Genomic DNA, 19,003 nt, shown 5'->3' with positions numbered 1-19,003 from the left:
TTTACAGCTTAATTGATTAAAAAAATAAAATGTCAAACATGCTTATCCAAAAATTTTTTTAATTCATGTTTAGACACAGCGCCCACTTTCGTGTCAATCGGTTTTCCTTCTTTAAAAAGCAATAACGTCGGAATGCTACGGATACCATATTTTTGTGTGGTATTTGGATTTGTATCAATTTCTAATTTGGTGATCGTGATTTTATCCACATATTCGTTAGCAATTTCATCTAAAATAGGGGCAATCATTTTGCAAGGCCCGCACCACTGTGCCCAAAAATCAACTAAAATCAATCCGTCAGCCTTAAGTACATCTCGATCGAAACTTTTGTCACTTAGCTGTATAATTTCCTTACTCATGTATTCTCCCAAAACCATCATTGGTTATTTTATAAATTTATTCGCTTAATCATCCTAAATTGCACAGGATTGACTTCATGAAAGCAATATTCAACTGATACTTTATCACATTATGAATAAGACACATTTGACAGATCAGAAATTTTCAGACTTTGCCCTTCATCCTTTAGTTATAAAAGCGATTGAAAATCAAGGCTTTTATCATTGTACTCCCATTCAAGCCTTGTCATTTCCCATTACTCTTGCTGGGCGTGATGTTGCCGCTCAAGCACAAACAGGGACAGGCAAGACACTGGCTTTTTTAGCCTCTGTTTTTAATTATTTACTGACAAACGCCGCCGATGAAACAAGGCAGTGCGAACAGCCCCGCGCGCTCATCATGGTACCTACCCGTGAGCTGGCAATACAAATTTATACTGATGCAGAGACTTTATCTCAGTTTACATCGCTCAAAATGGGTTTGGCTTATGGGGGAGATGGCTATGATAAACAACTAAAAATATTAGAAAGTGGCGTAGATATTTTGATAGGGACACCAGGTCGTATCATTGATTATGCAAAACAAAATTTTATTCATTTGAACGCCCTCCAGGTAATAGTGCTGGATGAAGCTGATCGTATGTATGATTTAGGTTTCATAAAAGATATACGTTGGTTATTTCGCCGTATGCCTCCTGCAGAAAAACGATTAAATATGTTGTTTTCTGCGACACTTTCTTATCGAGTAAGAGAATTGTCTTTTGAACAGATGAATCATCCGGAATATATTGAAGTAGAACCATTACAAAAAATCGGATCTCAAATTCAGGAAGAGCTTTTTTATCCTTCTAATGAAGATAAAATGCGATTATTACAGACTTTAATTGAAGAAGAATGGCCTGATCGTTGCATTATTTTTGCTAATACGAAACAACGCTGTGAAGATATTTGGGGCCATTTGGTGGCAGATGGTCATAGGGTTGGGCTTTTGACGGGGGATGTGGCACAGAGAAAGCGGATTCAAATTTTAGATGATTTTTCAAAAGGGTATTTAGATATTTTAGTCGCCACCGATGTAGCCGCACGAGGTCTACATATTCCGAAAGTGACTCACGTTTTTAATTATGATCTCCCAGAAAATGTGGAAGATTATATTCACCGTATTGGTCGTACCGGCAGGGCGGGTGAAAAAGGCTATTCAATCAGTCTGGCCTGTGAGGCGTTTGCATCTCATTTATCTACTATCGAAGCCTGCACTGGTCACCGTATTCCAACAAGTGAGTATAATAAGGAAGCTTTATTAACGGATTTGCCTCAGCCCAAACGTTTGCAACGCCATCATAGACACTATGCGGGCTCGCGTAATCAGGGGGCTTCTCGGAAGCCTCGCTCACCACAATGAATCTAATCTGTTGTTTTCTTTTTATAAGTCAGCCATTCCTTTTTAAGGCTGAAATTTTCTTGCATTACAGAGATCATTTGAGAAGAGATGAGCCCCTTCAATATATTAAAAATTTCTTCGATGTTTTTCTGAGCAGAATAGTCGTTAGAGACCATTTTTTCTCTTTTTTCAAATAGGAGGGTCAGTAGGCCTGAAAAAATAGAAGAATGAAAAAATTCTGCCGATGGCATGTTTTCTAATATACAGAGGTGTTTTGCCATCGCCCTGCTTTCTTTTTCTAATGATTTTCTGTCAATATCAGGGTAAACAGTGAGCAGAAAAAAAATAATGCTGTAATGTTGTAATATTTCTTTAATTCCAGATGCAAGGATTTTTAATGTCATCATGCCTGACGACAGATTTACAACGAAGTGATGGTTTTTATTTTCAACGCATTTTTGACGAATCAATTCGTCCATCAATAAATTTAATGCCTCCAGCAACTGCTTCTCGCTGTAATAAAGAAACCAACGAATTTTAAAAACAGGATATAGCAGAGTGATTTGTCTGATGATTTCTTGACGGCTGATATTATGATGACAAAGCACCGTCGTTGCGATCAAAGAAGGCAAGATCAAGAGATGTTGAATGTTATTACGATAATATCTCATCAAAGGTACCTGTTCTTTAGGCAAGCAGATCCTCTCATGAGGATGATTTTTTTGAACGACAAATTTATTCATATGAAGTGCATGATCTAGTAACTCTTCCGGCATTTGATCTGTCACAGAGCTGTATTGATTGTGCGGAGCATGGCGCATAAGTTGTAAATAACAATTCAGCTGTTCAAGTAGCTCTGGACGTGTCAATGCCTGGTTCTCTGACGCCAGTAAAGCGGTTGAACAAAGATTAATGGCGTTGATCGCCGCTGCATGATTAATGTTGATCATGATTTGATAGGCCAAATCTTTGACGGTAGAGGCCAACCAATGAGGTCGTGTTGCTTCAATTTTATTGATAGGTCTAATAGATTCGCGCCAATCAGGAACATTTTTATCAAGATAAAGTTTCAATTGGATAGGCTCACCAAAATTAACATACCCTTGACCCAGATGACGCAATTGACGTAGTCCCCCTATCATTTGGAAAAAATTTTCCTTTTTTTTACGCTCTCCCCTTAATTCTTTGGTATAGCTCAATACTTCTATGACATGTTCATAGCCAATATAAACAGGAATCAATGTAATTGAGGGAGAGATATCCCTTAACATGGCTTGAATGGTCATGGATAAGGTGCCTGTTTTAGGTTCAAGGAGCAGGCCAGTACGAGAACGTCCCCCTTCAATAAAATATTCTACAGGGTAGCCACCTGTAAAAAGTTCATCTAAATATGCACGAAATATCGTTGAATACAGTTTGTTTCCTTTAAAATTACGCCGAATAAAAAAAGCGCCTAAACGACGAAAAATGGCCCCCGCGGGCCAAAAATTCAGATTGATGCCCGCCGCAATATGGGGGGTAGCCAAGCCCTCATAATAGAGAACATAAGAAAGCAATAGGTAATCCATATGACTACGATGGCAAGGAACATAAACAATACTGTGTCCTTTGTACGCCAGCTGACGTACGCAATCCGCGTTGTGCACATGAATGCCTTGATAAAAACGATTCCACATCCACCCCAATACACGATCAGAAAGGCGTATGGTTTCATAAGATACCTGAGACGCAATTTCTTTCATCAACCTCAGCGCATTATCATGCGCTTTTTGAGGCGATATTTTTTTTGAACGTGCTTCGTCTAAAAGTGCTTTTTCGATGGCTTCAGAGGAGAGTAATTTTTTAAAAAGATCAGAATGAACAGGTAAAGCCCGACCCACACTCGATAAATATTGACGAAAAAAATGTATTCGAGCCACTCGGGCCAATTTATAGACGATGCGGAGATCTTTGCTATGAGCGTTGATAATTCGCGATAATGAGATGGGATTGGAAAAATGTACAAAGCTATCCCGGCCTAACCAAAAGGCGGTAAAAAATTTTTGGAGCCGGTTTATTTTTCGGTTTTGACAAATGGAAATGGGACGTCTTCCAATCATGACTGACACTGGCAATATCGTGATATCTAGTGTTGAATTTTTAGAATACAAGCCAAGATAACGGGAAAAAAGTGTTTCGGCAGATGATGGACTATGACCGTGGGATTCTTTGATATCATCAATGAAAAGATATCTGGGAATCTGTATCTCATCTACCTTTAATGGTGTCAATGGATCGGGTAAACCCTGCTTTAGGGATTCTTCTCTTAAAATGATCAAATCCATTTTAGAACGGGAGGGTAAGATATAAAAGATAGGAGATGAAGAATCAAGGCCTGAATCAGTCACAAAATTTTTAGGGATTAATTTACTTTTAATAAAAATTTTTACAAACAAATACAGGGATTGATAATATATTTTACACCGATCTGACATGGGAACCTAAAAACCTTTTTGGTCATTCACTTTTTAATAAAATCAGTAGTAGACTTCTATTAAGGTCCACTACTGACTATGATTTTTACATCGTATTTTTTATGAATCCTTTTATAAACCAGTGTGGGCGCTACTTTGCGCCACACTGATTTAAGGCGAATCAATATTTTGCAAATCATCTGCAATCGCCTTCGCATTCGGATTTATCTCTGGTTTTAATATTCCTCCGTGCGCCAAAAAATCATAACGCTGAAAATACGCTTTCTCTACCACGGAATAAGGATCTGATGAATTCATCAATAAACCTTCAGAATTGAGTAATCTAGCACGGGTTTCTATCCCTTGGAGCACCCATTTTCCAGCAAACATCCAGGTCGTTAGATAACTGAGCAAAGGATAAGTGGCGTCTACCCATTGCCCTGCATCTTCACGAAAGGTAAAACTGCCATAAACCGGAAAAACAAAATAAGGTCCGTAACCGGCATGGTAACGGCCTAATACAGAACCAAAACGATAAGGAAATTCTTTTGCCAGCTGCGGATGCGCCATACTGGCAATATCAATTAAACCGCCCATTCCTAAAAATGTGTTTAAAAAAAATCGACTAAAATACTGCATGGCTTTGTAGGGATTAGCCACTAAAAGCGCATTAACCATACTGGCAGGTTCTTCGAGATTACTTAAAAAATTGCTTAAGCCATTACGTGCAGATTGTGGAACATAATTCTGCCAAAAAACAGCCAAAGGCCGAGTCAAATGAGGGTCCAAAATTCGATAATTCAAATCAAACATCGATCTATTAAACTTTTCTACACCACTTAATGATTGAGGTTGCCCCGAACTTTTTTGATGGCTTTGGTTTGAAGAATAAGAATGGCTACAACCTGCTAATAATAAACTGGTACAAATCCACCCAATCAGTCTCAGCTTCATATTCGTTTATCTCCTAAAACCAGGTTAATAGAAGGGTAAGTCTTCTGAAGAGACTGAAAGATTGTTTTTGCCAAAAAATAAAATGATAACCACTGAATTTTATGATTTTGTCGATGATCTTTTGAGATCAGAAACATGTTCAGACAGATATTTTGCGACGCCATCACTGGAAGCTTGCATTCCTGATTTCCCTTCTTCCCACTGCGCAGGGCAAACCTCTCCATGAGTTTGATGAAATGCAAGGGCATCAACCATGCGCAGCATCTCATCGACATTACGCCCTAGAGGAAGATCATTGACAACCTGATGGCGTATCACTCGATTTTCGTCAATCAAAAACGAAGCACGGAGAGCAACACCGGCTTCTGGATGCTCAATGCCATACCCTTTTTGAATCTCTCTTTTTATGTCGGCTACCAAAGGATAAGATACCTTTCCAATCCCGCCTTTCTCGATGGGGGTGTTTCGCCACTGCTTGTGAACAAAATGAGAATCTAAAGAGACCCCGACCAGTTTAGTATTGCGATTTTTAAATGCTTCATTACGCTCATGAAAAGCAATCAGTTCTGAAGGACACACAAACGTGAAATCCATTGGCCAAAAAAATAAAACGCACGGTTTATCTTTGATATAAGACCAAAAGTTAAAATTTTCGGTCACTTCTCCGTTTTCTAATACGGCGGGTGCTGTAAAATCCGGAGCAATATAAGTCACTAAAGTCATATTAAAATTCCTGATGATAATCTCTCGACTTTTTTCAGAACCAAATGAAGATAAGGGTTCTTTAGTCAAAAAAAGTCTAATGAATGAAAATGAAATAAAAAAGAGTTTTTTTGCGACCGATATTCGCATTTTATGTAAATGATTCTATCTAAGTCATCTTTTCTTGCGGCTTAAGCCGGCTAGCTTTAGACTTGTTAACCCTATTTTAAGCGAAAATGTTTAAAAAGAGCGAATAATTCAAATTTTTTTTAAAATTATTTTGTATCAAAAATCAAAATAAGTCTTTCAAAAAAGTTCATGAATTTATTGTGATCTTTTAAATTAAACCCATTTTCATTTAACACTGAAATTTAAAAATGCGTTTATCTGATTTTTCTTTTGAATTACCTGAATCTTTAGTAGCACAGTATCCCTTAGAAAAACGTAGTGACTGCCGCTTGCTTTGTTTAAATGGGGAAACAGGAACCATGACAGAAGGGGTTTTCACGGACTTGCTCTACCAACTCGAACAAGGCGATTTGCTGGTCCTTAATAACACCCGAGTGATTCCCGCACGCGTGTTTGGCCGTAAGCCCAGCGGCGGAAAATTAGAAATCTTAGTAGAAAGAATATTGAGCCCTAATCGCGTTTTGGTTCATCTTAAATCCTCTAAAACACCAAAATTAGGCGCACAGTTTTTATTAGGCGATACAGCGAACATTCCGGTGACTTTAATGGCTCGTCATGCTTCTTTGTTTGAATTGCGTTTTGACGTTCGGGAAGACGCCTTAATGCTTTTGCAAAGCATAGGTCATATTCCTTTACCTCCTTATATTCCTCGAGCCGATGAACCAAAAGATCACGAATTATATCAAACCGTTTATGGTCAACATTTAGGCGCCGTGGCTGCGCCTACGGCGGGTCTTCATTTTGACAACCCCCTTTTAAACGCGTTAAAAGCCCGTGGAATTGAAACTGCTTTTGTGACCTTACATGTTGGCGCAGGGACTTTTCAACCCGTGAAAACAGATAATATTACTGAGCATGTCATGCATTCAGAATATGCAGAAGTCAGTCAAGAAGTCGTCGATGCTGTATTAGCCTGCAAAGCACGAGGAAAAAGAGTGGTAGCGGTAGGAACCACTTCCGTTCGTTCGCTCGAAACCGCCGCTCAAAAAACGAAAAATTCCTTTTTAACGCCTTTTTCAGGAGAAACCTCCATTTTTATATACCCTGGCTATCAGTATCAAATTGTGGATGCCTTGATCACAAATTTTCATTTGCCGAAATCGACCCTGATTATGTTGGTCTGTGCCTTTGCGGGCTATCAAAATACCCTACGGGCTTATAAAAAAGCGATTGATGAAAAATATCGCTTTTTCAGCTATGGAGACGCCATGTTTATTAGCCATAATCCGAAGGCTGCTCAAGAAAACAGAGTGAAAAAATAGATTAGACCTGAAATCTAAAAACTAACACAGGACAAAATGTGAAATATCAACTCCAAAAAACTGATGGACGCGCCCGTCTTGGCAAACTGATCTTTGAACGAGGTCTGGTAGACACCCCCGCTTTTATGCCTGTAGGCACTTATGGTTCTGTTAAATCGATGACTCCAGATGAAATCACAGAAACCGGTGCCCAGATTATCTTGGGCAATACCTTTCATCTTTGGCTACGCCCAGGACAAGACGTGATCAAATTACATGGTGATTTACATGATTTTATGCAGTGGCAAGGACCCATCCTCACCGATTCAGGAGGATTTCAAGTTTTTAGTTTAAATTCCATGCGTAAAATTGAAGAGAAAGGGGTCTCCTTTCGGCATCCTTTAAACGGGAGTGAGATATTCCTGAGCCCAGAAAAATCGATGGAAATTCAATTGGATTTAGGCTCAGATATTGTGATGGTGTTTGATGAATGCCCTCCTTATCCTTCCGACCTAATCTACATGAAAAGTTCGATGGAGATGTCATTGAGATGGGCAAATCGCAGCCGTGAACACTTTAACAATCTGAACAACAAAAATGCGCTGTTTGGCATTATTCAAGGGGGCTTGTCGCTTGAATTGCGTGAAACCTCGTTACAAGGCCTGTTACAAATCGGGTTTGACGGCTATGCCATAGGTGGCCTTGCCGTAGGAGAGCCTAAAGAAGAAATGTATCGTGTTCTCGATTTTTTGTGTCCACGGATCCCTGACAATAAACCTCGATATCTGATGGGCGTTGGAAAACCAGAAAACCTGGTCGAAGGGGTTCGGCGGGGCATTGATATGTTTGATTGTGTAATGCCTACTCGCAATGCCCGAAATGGACATCTTTTTGTTACACATGGGGTAATAAAAATTCGCAATACTCGATACAAAACAGACATATCGCCTCTTGATCCCGACTGCGATTGTTACACCTGCCGACACTATAGTCGGGCTTATCTACATCATCTTGATCGCTGTAATGAAATACTCGGTGCCCGTCTTAATAGCATACATAATGTACGCTACTACCAACGTTTAATGGCCGACTTACGTCATGCCATTTATGAAGAAAGACTGGAGTGCTTTGTTGAAGAGTTTTACAAAAAAATCGGCCTTTCTATTTCATAAGTTCATAAGTGAGATAAATGGTGAATATCAGTTTTAATTCTGATTGACCAAAGTATAATAAGGAATAACAGTTTGAATACTGTAGAAATCCTTGTTTTTAAACAGCAAGAGAAGCGAGTAATATCTCAATATTAATTTTATCATGAGGACATTTGCATGAATATTTTTTCACAAGCCTTTGCTTCTACATCAGAAGCGCCTCAAGGGAATCCCTATTCTTTGATTATTATGCTCGTTATATTTGGTTTGATTTTTTATTTTATGATTTTGCGTCCACAGCAAAAAAGGACCAAAGATCATAAAAAACTGATGGATTCCATCAGCAAGGGAGATGAAGTTTTAACAACAGGGGGGTTAGTAGGTCATGTCAGTAAAGTCACAGAAACAGGTTACATTGTGATGTCTCTGAATGATACAACTGAAGTGACTATTAAACGTGATTTTGTGGCTGCTGTTTTGCCTAAAGGCACGATGAAAAACTTATCCAGTTCATCGTAAAATTTTGTTTTCGATGCCAGAAATATAAAGCGTGTTTTGTCGAATAACATGCGTTTTTTGTTAAAACGGCAAATAAATTTAGATTTTTTAAAAACCCCTATGCAGAGCTATAAAATCTAATCCTTTATTTTTTTAGGGAGTTGCCGTGCTAAATCGTTATCCGTTGTGGAAGTACGTGATGTTGATTTTTGTCATCTTGCTGTCTTTTCTATATGCATTACCTAATTTCTACGGTGAAGATCCTGCAGTTCAGATTACAGGCGTTAGAGGGAATGCCGCAAGTGAATTAACATTAAATCAAGTACATGATATTTTAAAAAAAAATCATCTTACCAGCCAATCTATAGCATTAAAAAATGGCACTATTCTGGTGCGTTTTAAAGATCCTAATGTTCAGTTAGCCGCACGTGATGTATTGATTTCAATCTTGGGCGATAGCTACGTGGTAGCTCTTAATTTAGCACCAGCAACACCAATTTGGCTCAGAGCTTTAGGCGCAGATCCCATGAAATTGGGGCTGGATCTCCGTGGGGGCGTTCATTTTTTGATGGAAGTCGATATGGATGCAATCCTAAGTAAACTGCAAATACAAAATATGGATAGCTTGCGCAGGGAACTGCAAGAAAAAAATATCACTTATACACAGATAACGAAGCAAAATAGTACCCATGGTTATGGGATCGAAATTGACTTTTCTGACGCTAAATCACGTGATGAAGCGATGTCTTATCTTTCTTCCAGACAGAAGCATATGCTGATCAATGCTGATAGAGGTAACAAATTAAAAGCGTTGATGACATCGGATCGTTTACGTGAAGTACGTGAATATGCTGTTCAACAAAACATGACTATTTTACGTAATAGAGTCAATCAAATCGGAGTCGCAGAGCCTCTGGTTCAAAGACAAGGAGATCGGATTGTAGTCGAATTACCCGGTATTCAAGATACTGCTCGAGCTAAAGAAATATTAGGCGCAACAGCCAGTCTGGAATTCCACCTAGTCAATACCAAAGTGACTCCTGAAGCTGCAGCAATCGGAAGAGTGCCTGCAGATACTGAAATTAAAAAAGACAGAGATGGGCGTCTTGTTGCTTTATACAAAAAAGTGATTATGACTGGAGATCATATTACAGATGCTTTTTTTGGCATTGATGAATATAACCGCCCTCAGGTCAATATTTCTCTTGACAGTTTAGGCAGTGCCATTATGTCCGACTTTACGAAAGATAACATTGGCAAATTGATGGCAAGTTTATATGTAGAGTACAAAGACAGTGGTAATAAAGATATCAATGGAAGACCTATTTTGGTCAAACAGGAAGAAGTGATTAACGCCGCTAACATCAGCTCACGTTTTGGAGGGCGTTTTCAGATCACAGGAATTGGGACACCGTCAGAAGCGCGCCAATTGGCTTTACTCTTGCGTGCAGGTGCTTTGATTGCTCCTATTCAAATAGTAGAAGAGCGCACTATTGGCCCAACTTTAGGGGCACAAAATATTTCACAAGGCCTAGATGCCTGTTTGGCCGGTTTGGCCGCTTCCATTTTGTTTATGGTGGTTTACTACCGCAAATTTGGCATGATTGCAAGCACTGCCTTGCTTGTTAATTTAGTATTGATTGTGGGTGTGATGTCTTTATTACCTGGCGTCACGCTTACAATGCCGGGTATAGCAGGGATTGTTTTAACATTAGCCGTTGCGGTAGATGCCAACGTGCTCATTAATGAAAGAATCAAAGAAGAGCTGAGAAATGCACGTTCGATTCAACAAGCCATACATGAAGGTTATAAAGGCGCTTTTTCCAGTATTATTGATGCCAATATTACTACTCTGATCACGGCTATTATTCTCTATGCTGTAGGAACGGGATCGATTAAAGGATTTGCGATTACGACAATCATTGGCGTGCTCACATCCATGTTTACGGCAATATTAGGAACTCGCGCCATCGTCAACATGCTTTATGGTGCTAAGCGTATAGAGAAATTGTCTATCTGACTGATTTACATGAAGGAATATTAAGTGTCACAAAATTATACTGTTGAGCAACTTAATTATGGTCGTAAAGTCTACAATTTTATGCGTTGGGACAACGTGGCTTTTGGAATTTCCTTTGTATTAATGGCTGCTGCCGTTCTTATCATCTCCATCAGAGGTTTTAACTGGGGTTTGGATTTTACCGGAGGGACGGTTATCGAGATCACCATGGAACAACCTGCGCCGCTCGATCAAATACGGGATGCATTGAAAATAGCTGGTCTGGTAGGACCTGTTGTGCAAAATTTTGGTACCACTCGAGACCTGATGATACGCATGTCGGCAAAACACAATAATGCAATCCAAGAGCTCGGACAAAAGATCATTACTATTATTGATCAATCAACGAATCAAAAAACGATCCTAAAACGAGTAGAATTTGTCGGCCCCAGTGTGGGCTCAGAATTGGCGCAAACAGGAAGTATGGCATTACTGGTCGCTTTATTATCTATTCTCATTTATGTGGGCCTGCGTTTTGAGTGGCGTCTTGCATTAGGAACCGTACTTGCTTTAGGTCATGATGTAATCATTACGTTAGGTATATTGTCTTTGTTTAAAATCGAAATTGATTTAACCATTCTTGCATCATTGATGTCTGTCATCGGATATTCCTTAAATGATAGCATTGTGGTTTCTGATCGAATTCGAGAAAATTTTCGTCAAATTCGTCGAGGAACATCCTATGAAATTATCAATGTTTCCCTTACACAAACCTTAAGCCGTACCATTATGACCTCAGCTACCACCTTGATAGTGGTATTCATGTTGTATCTGTTTGGGGGTGCCATGTTACACGGATTTTCTCTGACTATGCTGATAGGCATCTCTATTGGAACTCTTTCTTCTATTTATGTCGCCTCCGCCTTAGCTCTAAAACTGGGCATGAAACGAGAACATATGATCCAGCAAAAAGTAAAAAAAGAAGGCGAGGATCAGCCTTCTTTGTTACCTTGATCTATTATTGACTTATTCATAATAGTTTCTAAAACGTCTTTTGATTTATTAAATATTTTTATTTTATTGCCCCGAGCAGAACGACGCAAACGCTGTTCTTCTGGCGATAACTCTAATTCTTCTTGGCAGATTGCACTGCAACAGCCCGAAAATTTTTCACTGCAAATAGCACACTGAATAAATAACAAGTGGCAAGCCGAATTGTGACAATTAACATGTGTGTCACAAAACTGCTCGCATTGATGACAGTGAGCAATAACCTCTTCAGAAACACGTTCTCCCATTCTTTCATCAAAAACAAAATTTTTACCGATAAAATGTAAAGGCAAGTCCTTTTTTTTTGCTGTTCGAACGTATTCGATGATTCCGCCCTCAACGTGATACACATTTTTAAAACCATGATGTAATAAATAAGCGCTGGCTTTTTCGCAACGAATTCCGCCTGTGCAATAAAGTACCATTTTTTTTTCTTTATCCTCTTTTAGCATATCAACAGCCATGGGGAGCTGTTCCCTAAAGGTGTCAGAGGGCACTTTGATGGCATTTTTAAAATGGCCTACTTCATATTCATAATGATTTCTCATATCCACAAAAAGGGCATCTGGATCTTTTATCATTTCATTGACTTCGTGTGCCTTGAGGTATTGACCTGTATGAGCAGGATTAAACGTCTCATCTTCTATGCCGTCGGCAACAATACGTTGGCGGACTTTCATCCGTAATACCCAAAAAGACCTTCCGTTATCTTCTAAAGCTGTGTTGAGGCGTATTTGATCTAATGCAGGATGCGCATTAAAAAGGGATGCCTTAAAATCATTATAATGATCAATAGGTACACTAATTTGAGCGTTGATACCTTCTTTAGCAATATACACTCGCCCAAAAACACTGAGTTGGTTCCATTGAGTATAAAGTTTGTCACGGAACATACTGGGATTATCCAAAGCAAAATATTTATAAAAAGAAAGGGTTTGACGTTCTTGGGTTTCAGCCAGCATCTTTTCTTTGAGTTTTTGATTGGAAATTCGATTGTGTAACACGGGCACGCTGTAATTTCTCCTTTATGGATAAGAGGGTGAAATCTATTGAAAATAGATAAAATGAGCAGGAGTGTCTAATAAGCTGGAAAGAGGATCAAGTGATTTGTTTTCGCTTTCCTCTTTTATTTTAAATAAGTATCAAAAATAGCGCGATTTATCTCTTCTAGATTTTTAAGAATGGTTTCAAATTTTTCTTCAATCATTTGTTTATTCGGTGAACTTTTTTGGCACTCTTTTTCTAATTCTCGACAACTTCCCGCCAATTCATTTGCGCCAATAATATGTAAAGCGCCTGCGATTCTATGTAAGCACTGCGTGAAACCAGGCCATTTAGCCTCTTCTAATAACACCTTCGCTTGTTTCATATCCGAAATATTTTCATCACGAGTGGTCATCAAAAGCTCGCGTAACATGACCGGATCTTCTTGAGTAAACTGATTCAAAGTCTCCATACTCACTAAATTATTTAATGTATTTAATGGCTCCGCTTTTTTTTCTAAACGGCATGCTAACTTATTTAACCAGGCATCTAATTGAGAAAGTCGAAGAGGTTTAAACAGACAGTCATCCATTCCTGCTGCTAAATAAGCCACTTTTTCTTCTTCTCTCGCATGAGCGGTTAAACCTAAAATGATCAGAGGTCCTTTGCTGGCTTCACGGAGGTGACGGGTTAAAGTCGGTCCATCCATCACGGGCATGCTGCAATCTGTGATCACCACATCAAAAACATCATTTTTCCAAAGTTCTAATGCCTGAACCCCATTCTCTGCCACAACTACCTGGTGACCCAGACGAGTCAGCTGACTTTTTAGCAAAAGGCGATTTGCAGGGTGATCATCCACTACTAATATGCGTAAGGAAAAGGATTTCTGAACATTTTCGCTGATCAACTGTTTTTCTTCTTTTGCCTGATGAATATTGGCCCGACATTGTATCGGTACAGATAACTCAACACAGGTTCCTTGATGAAGCTCACTGTTCAACTTAATGCTTCCGTTCATCATCTGCATTAATTGAAGACAAATAGATAGACCAAGACCTGTACCGCTTTGTTTTTTCCCAAAATCAGACTGGCTGTAAGGCTGAAAAACCAATTTTTGGTCTGCTTGACTGATGCCAACACCCGTATCTTTGACTTTAACTTCTAACCTTTGTATCTGATGAGTTTCCAGGGGTTCTTTTTTAGATATACATTTAACCAATACATCCACTGAACCTATTTCAGTAAACTTAATCGCATTGCTGAGAAGATTTGAGAGCACCTGGCGAAATCGCATGGGATCAATATAGACTTCATCAGGATGACCCGTTTTAATCTCACAACTGAGCCTTAAATTTTTCTGTCGAGCTAAGCCATCAAATACCTTTACCACCGGTAAAATGAGTTCATGAAAAGAGACCCATGCTGGATTCAACTCCAATTTTCCAGACTCAATTTTTGCCATATCAAGAATATCGCCAATTAAACCCAATAAACTTTGTGCGGACTGATAGGCAACATAAATCGGCTCATCATCAGAAACGACATGCTCTTTACTCGTCACGACCAATTCCAGCAAACCGATAATGGCACTGATGGGTGTTCGTATTTCATGGCTCATCGTCGCCAAAAAAGTACTTTTAGCACGATTTGCTTGTTCCGCTCGTTCTCGAGTGATGGATAATATTTTTAATAAATTTTCATATAACGTCATGTCTTGCCAGCTACAGATAAGACCTGCTGGTTGGCCTGTTCTATCAATAAAAGGCACAGCCTGATGCAAAATAATACGATTTTCAAGGCCATTATTCACCGTATAACGTTGAGCAGATACCGTTTTTTCTATAGAAGGATTTTTAAAAATGTTTTGCAATGAAGGATAGACCGCTGACAAGGGATGTGAAAAAGAGGATAAAGGAAATTCAGTCAAATCCATTTTTTTTTGTTCAAAAAACACATTCCAGGCTTGATTACGATTGATGATATATCCATCACGATCTACGACATAAACAGGCACAGGAATACTATTCAATAAAGTTTCACGAAGGGTGACTTCTTCTTGTAATTTCAATTGGATGGTGTGTCGGCTCAAAATTTCTCGCCGTAAATAATAAATCCACATCAGTGAGGTAAGCACTAACACACTAAATAACGCCGCTAACAAATAAAATTCGGTGCTATAAAAGTTCCAGCTATATAGCTTTACATCAGGAGCGTCTTGCCATTTATTCAGAATAAGTGAAATCTCTCTCGGGCTGATATCGATCAAAGCTTTATTCAGAATACTATTAAGTTCAGTGTTATCAGGGTTAACACCAAAAGAAATCACAGACGATAATTCGCTTAGGCGCTTCGCTATTTTTAATTTACCGCGAAAATAATGGTCAATCATATAATTTGCGCCTATTAAATTATATACAACACCATCCACTTTATTTCTTTCAAGCATTTCTAAGGCTAAGGTGGTATTTTCTATTGGAATTAACATAATTTTTGGATAATTTACTCTTAACCATTCAATAACATGGCTGCCAGATGTCACCGCCAATTTGATATTGTTTGATAAAAAATTTGCGCTGATTGGAGTATCTCGGGTGACCAACACAGTTGGCGAAGACAAATAAGGTCGGGTAAGCAGAATTTTTTGATTTCGTGAATGACTATAACTAACGGCAGAAATAATATCCCCTTTCCCTTTTTGTAAAAAATTCATCATTTCAGTGACAGAATGAACCTTGACTGGTAAAAAATCCAGCCCCGTGCGTAAATGGATTAATTCCAGAATATCGGCGGAAATACCGTGAAATTTCGATGATTCATCAAAAAAAGTAAATGGACTATATAGGGGATTCACTAATACTTTCTGCTGTCTATTTTGCTCAATCCATTCTTTTTCTTTTTCTGTCAATAATGAAGAGAATTGACAATGTCTGGCATCAAATCTTTGGCTCCACTGACGAAAAATACTCTGACGTTGCGTTATAGGAATGGATTTCAAAACCGTATTGACCCCTTTCAAAAAAAGGGGGTCGTTTTTTTGCATTAAAAAATAAGATCCAATTCTTTGTTCAAAATAAATATGTACCACATTCAAAATGTTTTTATAGTTGTTTTCAATAAAAAAATTAGCGGAAGCCAAATTACCAAGAAAATAATCGTTATCACCAAAAGCAACAGAAGAAATAGCGTCATAAACGGATGAATAGCGTGAAATGTTGGCGTTGGGAAATTGATTTTTAAGCCAATTTTGATCTACATAATTTTGGGATAACGCTAAACGTATGGAAGTTTTATTTTGCTGCAGGTTAGGATCGGTCATTTTTCGAGATACCAACGCCAGATGCTTAGGCATAAAATGTGCACTGTGACTGAAATGTTCATTTTTTTCATCCAATTCACCTGCATCACTAATCACCATATCTACTGAACTTGCAGACAGTGCCTCTAAGGCTTCCTGACGGCTTGGATAGAGTAGAACTCTAGGCTTTAAACCAAGATAATGTGCGATTAAAAACATATAATCTGCTGAAATACCTTCAAATTTTTTACATTCAAACATAATACTAAAGGGAGGATTTTGCGGGGGATAAATGGCGACTCGTATTTCTTTTTTATTTTTGAGATTTTCTTGAACATCATCGTCTAGTTGTAATTGAAGAAAAGGCATTTTTTGACGGCTAATAATATCTACTTCTCTAGGAATAATGGCGAATGCACTATTAGAAGAAACAAAAAATAATATAAAAAAAATTAATATAAAAAACTTTTTCATAAAAAGATAATATCTATTAAAATGAATAATTCATATTTCTTAAGAATAGACGTAATTTCAAAATTTAGCTCTATTGTTTTATCTCCCTCATCGAGGCTATATTAATGCGTTTTTTTGTTATCGGGTGCGAAGCCTCTTCTTTAAACAAAGCAATAGAGGATGTGAAATATTCATTTAGCCATTTTATGGAGACAAGCATGAAATCACTGTTTAAAATTCTTTTATTTACCACTACTACAGCATTGACCTTTAATATGACACAGGCCTTCGCAACTGAGACTTCCAAAGCACCAGTGGTGAATCATAAAAATCAAGATGCTTATGCATTGGGTACTTCTTTTGGCCGATACTTGAAGGAGCAAGAAAAATTAGGCATTAATCTGGATAAAAAGGAGTTAATGCAAGGTCTGGAAGACGTATTCTCTAATACGAATAAATTAACGACTGAAGAGATGGAAAAAACTTTAACCCTCTTTCAAGAAAAAGTAAAAACCGCGATCGGGGCAAAAATGGAAAAAGATTTTGAAAAAAATGTGTCAAAGGGCGGTGAATATAGTGAGAAATTCTCTAAAGAAACAGGCGTAAAAAAAACACAAAGTGGTCTTTTATACAAAATTGAGAAGGCAGGTAATGGTAAAGCGCCTAAAGATACTGACACTGTCGTTGTTCATTACATAGGATCTTTGATAGATGGCACTGAGTTTGATAATTCTATAAAGCGTGGTGAGCCTCTTTCTATTCCTTTAAATAATCTTATCGTGGGTTGGAAAGAAGGTCTTCAGAAAATCGGCAAGGGGGGCAAAATCAAATTAGTGATACCTCAACAGCTCGCTTATGGTAAAAATCCGATTTCTACCATTCCTGCAGGTTCTACTTTGGTCTTTGATGTTGAATTACTTGATATCAAACCGGCTTCTGAAACTAAAGTAGACCCATCTGAAGGCACAAAGCAATAAATCAGCTCAAATAGGCGACTCAGAAACTGACTGTGATAAACAGTCAGTTTAAATCAATGAAAAAATTAAGCTATTGTTTACTGGTAACAGGCCCTCCATATGGTACAGAACAAGCAAGTAGTGCATATCAATTTGCAAAAGCGTTATTAGATACAAAACATAGATTAATCAGTATATTTTTTTACCAAGACGGTGTTTTTAACGCAAATCGGTTTGTAACACCTGCCAGTGACGAGTTTGATTTGGTGCGTGCGTGGCATCAATTAGCACTTGATCATCATATTATGCTTAACGTTTGTATTTCAGCCGCATCACGTCGAGGTGTCGGGTGTCTGCAACAAGAACAAATTCAATCGTATTCATCCTCTTACAATTTACAAAATGGGTTTACTCTGAGCGGTTTAACAGCTTTGGTAGAAGCTCTGTTAACCTGTGATAGAGTGATCCAATTTTAAATTTAAAGAAAACATGAAATCCATCGCTTTTATTTTTACTCAAGCTCCGCATGGGTCAGCAAATGGCAGAGAAGGGCTTGATGCTCTTCTCGCCACTTCTGGATTAATTCAAAATCCAGAAAATACCATAGGAGTATTCTTTATTTCAGATGGTGTTTTACAACTTTTACCCCAGCAGAGACCAGAAATGATTTTAGCAAGAAATTATATTGATACCTTTGGTGTTTTAACACTGTATGATGTCAAAAAATGCTATATCTGTTTGCACTCATTAAAAGAGCGTGGATTAAAAGAATTCGGACATTGGGTTCTCGATGTGGAGGTTTTATCTGCTGGTTGTTTACGTAAAAAATTAGCGAATTATGATATTTGTTTAACATTTTAATGGCATGAAATCGTGTTATATACTCTAAGCCGTTCGCCTTATAGAACTGATTGCCTGGCCTTATCTCATTTTCTTTCAAAGGACGATGATCTGCTTTTTATGCAGGATGGTGTAATTGCTTTGTTAAATAAAAGTTATTTTTTTAAATGTCATGAATTAACAAATGTATTCATTTTGGAAGAAGATCTGATGGCTCGTGGATTACAGTTTTTCATGCCAAAAGAGGCCAGGAGAATTAATTATCAGGATTTTGTTCAGCTTACGATCAAACATAAACAACATATCGCTTGGTAAACTCGAGAAAAATCACATCCCATTCATTGAATTTTACTTTCCATGATCCCAATGTGTTATTAAATGATTCAATTTTGACAGTAATTGTGCTTATCTCCCGTGTCGATTATCCCGAAATACATTCAACAACAGCAAACGTGCAGTTAGCTCGAAAACCGTGATTGATATCCTCGGCCTCAAGACCGAGGGTTGACTGCACAC

16 protein-coding genes are annotated in these 19,003 nt (G+C 38.2%); 10 read left to right on the top strand and 6 right to left on the bottom strand.

Going from position 1 to position 19,003, the window contains the following annotated elements; all coding sequences use genetic code 11:
- Positions 1-32 precede the first annotated feature (32 nt).
- The gene (trxA, locus tag HDEF_RS00590) at positions 33-359 is read right to left on the bottom strand and encodes a thioredoxin TrxA (protein WP_012737831.1); all 327 of its coding nucleotides are present in this window, start codon (positions 357-359) and stop codon (positions 33-35) included.
- A gap of 112 nt (positions 360-471) precedes the next feature.
- On the opposite strand from trxA, the gene rhlB reads away from it, so the two are divergent.
- Positions 472-1,740 carry an ATP-dependent RNA helicase RhlB gene (gene rhlB / locus HDEF_RS00585; protein ID WP_012737830.1) on the top strand — a complete coding sequence of 423 codons (1,269 nt, stop codon included), beginning with the start codon at positions 472-474 and terminating at the stop codon, positions 1,738-1,740.
- A 2-nt stretch (positions 1,741-1,742) separates the two neighbouring features.
- Here rhlB and plsB read toward each other — a convergent pair whose 3' ends face one another.
- The 3 genes from plsB to HDEF_RS00570 form a co-directional block, all read right to left on the bottom strand.
- Positions 1,743-4,193, bottom strand: coding sequence for a glycerol-3-phosphate 1-O-acyltransferase PlsB (gene plsB / locus HDEF_RS00580; RefSeq protein ID WP_012737829.1), 2,451 nt, complete (start codon positions 4,191-4,193; stop codon positions 1,743-1,745).
- A 150-nt stretch (positions 4,194-4,343) separates the two neighbouring features.
- Positions 4,344-5,126 (bottom strand): phospholipid-binding lipoprotein MlaA, encoded by a 783-nt coding sequence (gene mlaA, locus HDEF_RS00575; RefSeq protein ID WP_012737828.1) that lies wholly within the window; start codon positions 5,124-5,126, stop codon positions 4,344-4,346.
- 99 nt (positions 5,127-5,225) lie between these two features.
- Positions 5,226-5,849 carry a peroxiredoxin C gene (locus HDEF_RS00570; protein ID WP_012737827.1) on the bottom strand — a complete coding sequence of 208 codons (624 nt, stop codon included), beginning with the start codon at positions 5,847-5,849 and terminating at the stop codon, positions 5,226-5,228.
- A gap of 356 nt (positions 5,850-6,205) precedes the next feature.
- Here HDEF_RS00570 and queA point away from each other — a divergent pair, with 356 nt between their 5' ends.
- From queA to secF, 5 genes are all read left to right on the top strand, one after another.
- The gene (gene queA / locus HDEF_RS00565; RefSeq protein WP_012737826.1) at positions 6,206-7,279 is read left to right on the top strand and encodes a tRNA preQ1(34) S-adenosylmethionine ribosyltransferase-isomerase QueA; all 1,074 of its coding nucleotides are present in this window, start codon (positions 6,206-6,208) and stop codon (positions 7,277-7,279) included.
- A gap of 38 nt (positions 7,280-7,317) precedes the next feature.
- Entirely contained in the window at positions 7,318-8,430 is a 1,113-nt protein-coding gene (gene tgt / locus HDEF_RS00560) for a tRNA guanosine(34) transglycosylase Tgt (RefSeq protein ID WP_012737825.1), read from the top strand.
- Positions 8,431-8,586: 156 nt separating this feature from the next.
- Positions 8,587-8,928: a preprotein translocase subunit YajC gene (gene yajC / locus HDEF_RS00555; RefSeq protein ID WP_012737824.1), complete on the top strand. Its 342-nt coding sequence runs from the start codon at positions 8,587-8,589 to the stop codon at positions 8,926-8,928.
- 145 nt (positions 8,929-9,073) lie between these two features.
- A complete protein-coding gene (gene secD, locus HDEF_RS00550) occupies positions 9,074-10,927 on the top strand; it encodes a protein translocase subunit SecD (RefSeq protein WP_012737823.1) in 1,854 nt (617 codons plus the stop codon).
- Positions 10,928-10,951: 24 nt separating this feature from the next.
- Positions 10,952-11,920: a protein translocase subunit SecF gene (secF, locus tag HDEF_RS00545; RefSeq protein WP_012737822.1), complete on the top strand. Its 969-nt coding sequence runs from the start codon at positions 10,952-10,954 to the stop codon at positions 11,918-11,920.
- Here the strand turns inward: secF and trhO are convergent.
- Positions 11,899-12,966: an oxygen-dependent tRNA uridine(34) hydroxylase TrhO gene (gene trhO, locus HDEF_RS00540; protein ID WP_012737821.1), complete on the bottom strand. Its 1,068-nt coding sequence runs from the start codon at positions 12,964-12,966 to the stop codon at positions 11,899-11,901. The genes secF and trhO overlap by 22 nt on opposite strands.
- Before the next feature lie 116 nt (positions 12,967-13,082).
- A complete protein-coding gene (locus tag HDEF_RS00535) occupies positions 13,083-16,712 on the bottom strand; it encodes a transporter substrate-binding domain-containing protein (RefSeq protein WP_012737820.1) in 3,630 nt (1,209 codons plus the stop codon).
- Positions 16,713-16,909: 197 nt separating this feature from the next.
- Between HDEF_RS00535 and fkpA the strand changes: the two genes are divergently transcribed.
- The 4 genes from fkpA to tusB are packed head-to-tail and all read left to right on the top strand — an operon-like array spanning position 16,910 to position 18,802.
- On the top strand, positions 16,910-17,668 hold the full coding sequence (fkpA, locus tag HDEF_RS00530; RefSeq protein ID WP_012737819.1) for an FKBP-type peptidyl-prolyl cis-trans isomerase: 759 nt from the start codon (positions 16,910-16,912) through the stop codon (positions 17,666-17,668).
- A 56-nt stretch (positions 17,669-17,724) separates the two neighbouring features.
- Entirely contained in the window at positions 17,725-18,123 is a 399-nt protein-coding gene (gene tusD, locus HDEF_RS00525; RefSeq protein WP_012737818.1) for a sulfurtransferase complex subunit TusD, read from the top strand.
- A gap of 13 nt (positions 18,124-18,136) precedes the next feature.
- Positions 18,137-18,508 (top strand): sulfurtransferase complex subunit TusC, encoded by a 372-nt coding sequence (gene tusC / locus HDEF_RS00520; RefSeq protein ID WP_012737817.1) that lies wholly within the window; start codon positions 18,137-18,139, stop codon positions 18,506-18,508.
- 12 nt (positions 18,509-18,520) lie between these two features.
- Positions 18,521-18,802, top strand: coding sequence for a sulfurtransferase complex subunit TusB (gene tusB, locus HDEF_RS00515; RefSeq protein WP_012737816.1), 282 nt, complete (start codon positions 18,521-18,523; stop codon positions 18,800-18,802).
- Positions 18,803-19,003: the final 201 nt, after the last annotated feature.

It is taken from the genome of Candidatus Hamiltonella defensa 5AT (Acyrthosiphon pisum) (assembly GCF_000021705.1).
Lineage (GTDB): Bacteria > Pseudomonadota > Gammaproteobacteria > Enterobacterales > Enterobacteriaceae > Hamiltonella > Hamiltonella defendens.
This window is presented reverse-complemented; position numbering and strand designations above follow the sequence as displayed.

Coding starts and splice junctions, on each gene's coding strand:
- mlaA (WP_012737828.1), bottom strand. CDS start 5,126: ATGAAGCTGAGACTGATTGGGTGGATTTGTACCAGTTTATTATTAGCA.
- tusD (WP_012737818.1), top strand. CDS start 17,725: ATGAAAAAATTAAGCTATTGTTTACTGGTAACAGGCCCTCCATATGGT.
- HDEF_RS00535 (WP_012737820.1), bottom strand. CDS start 16,712: ATGAAAAAGTTTTTTATATTAATTTTTTTTATATTATTTTTTGTTTCT.
- yajC (WP_012737824.1), top strand. CDS start 8,587: ATGAATATTTTTTCACAAGCCTTTGCTTCTACATCAGAAGCGCCTCAA.
- queA (WP_012737826.1), top strand. CDS start 6,206: ATGCGTTTATCTGATTTTTCTTTTGAATTACCTGAATCTTTAGTAGCA.
- fkpA (WP_012737819.1), top strand. CDS start 16,910: ATGAAATCACTGTTTAAAATTCTTTTATTTACCACTACTACAGCATTG.
- plsB (WP_012737829.1), bottom strand. CDS start 4,193: ATGTCAGATCGGTGTAAAATATATTATCAATCCCTGTATTTGTTTGTA.
- rhlB (WP_012737830.1), top strand. CDS start 472: ATGAATAAGACACATTTGACAGATCAGAAATTTTCAGACTTTGCCCTT.
- HDEF_RS00570 (WP_012737827.1), bottom strand. CDS start 5,849: ATGACTTTAGTGACTTATATTGCTCCGGATTTTACAGCACCCGCCGTA.
- trxA (WP_012737831.1), bottom strand. CDS start 359: ATGAGTAAGGAAATTATACAGCTAAGTGACAAAAGTTTCGATCGAGAT.
- tusC (WP_012737817.1), top strand. CDS start 18,137: ATGAAATCCATCGCTTTTATTTTTACTCAAGCTCCGCATGGGTCAGCA.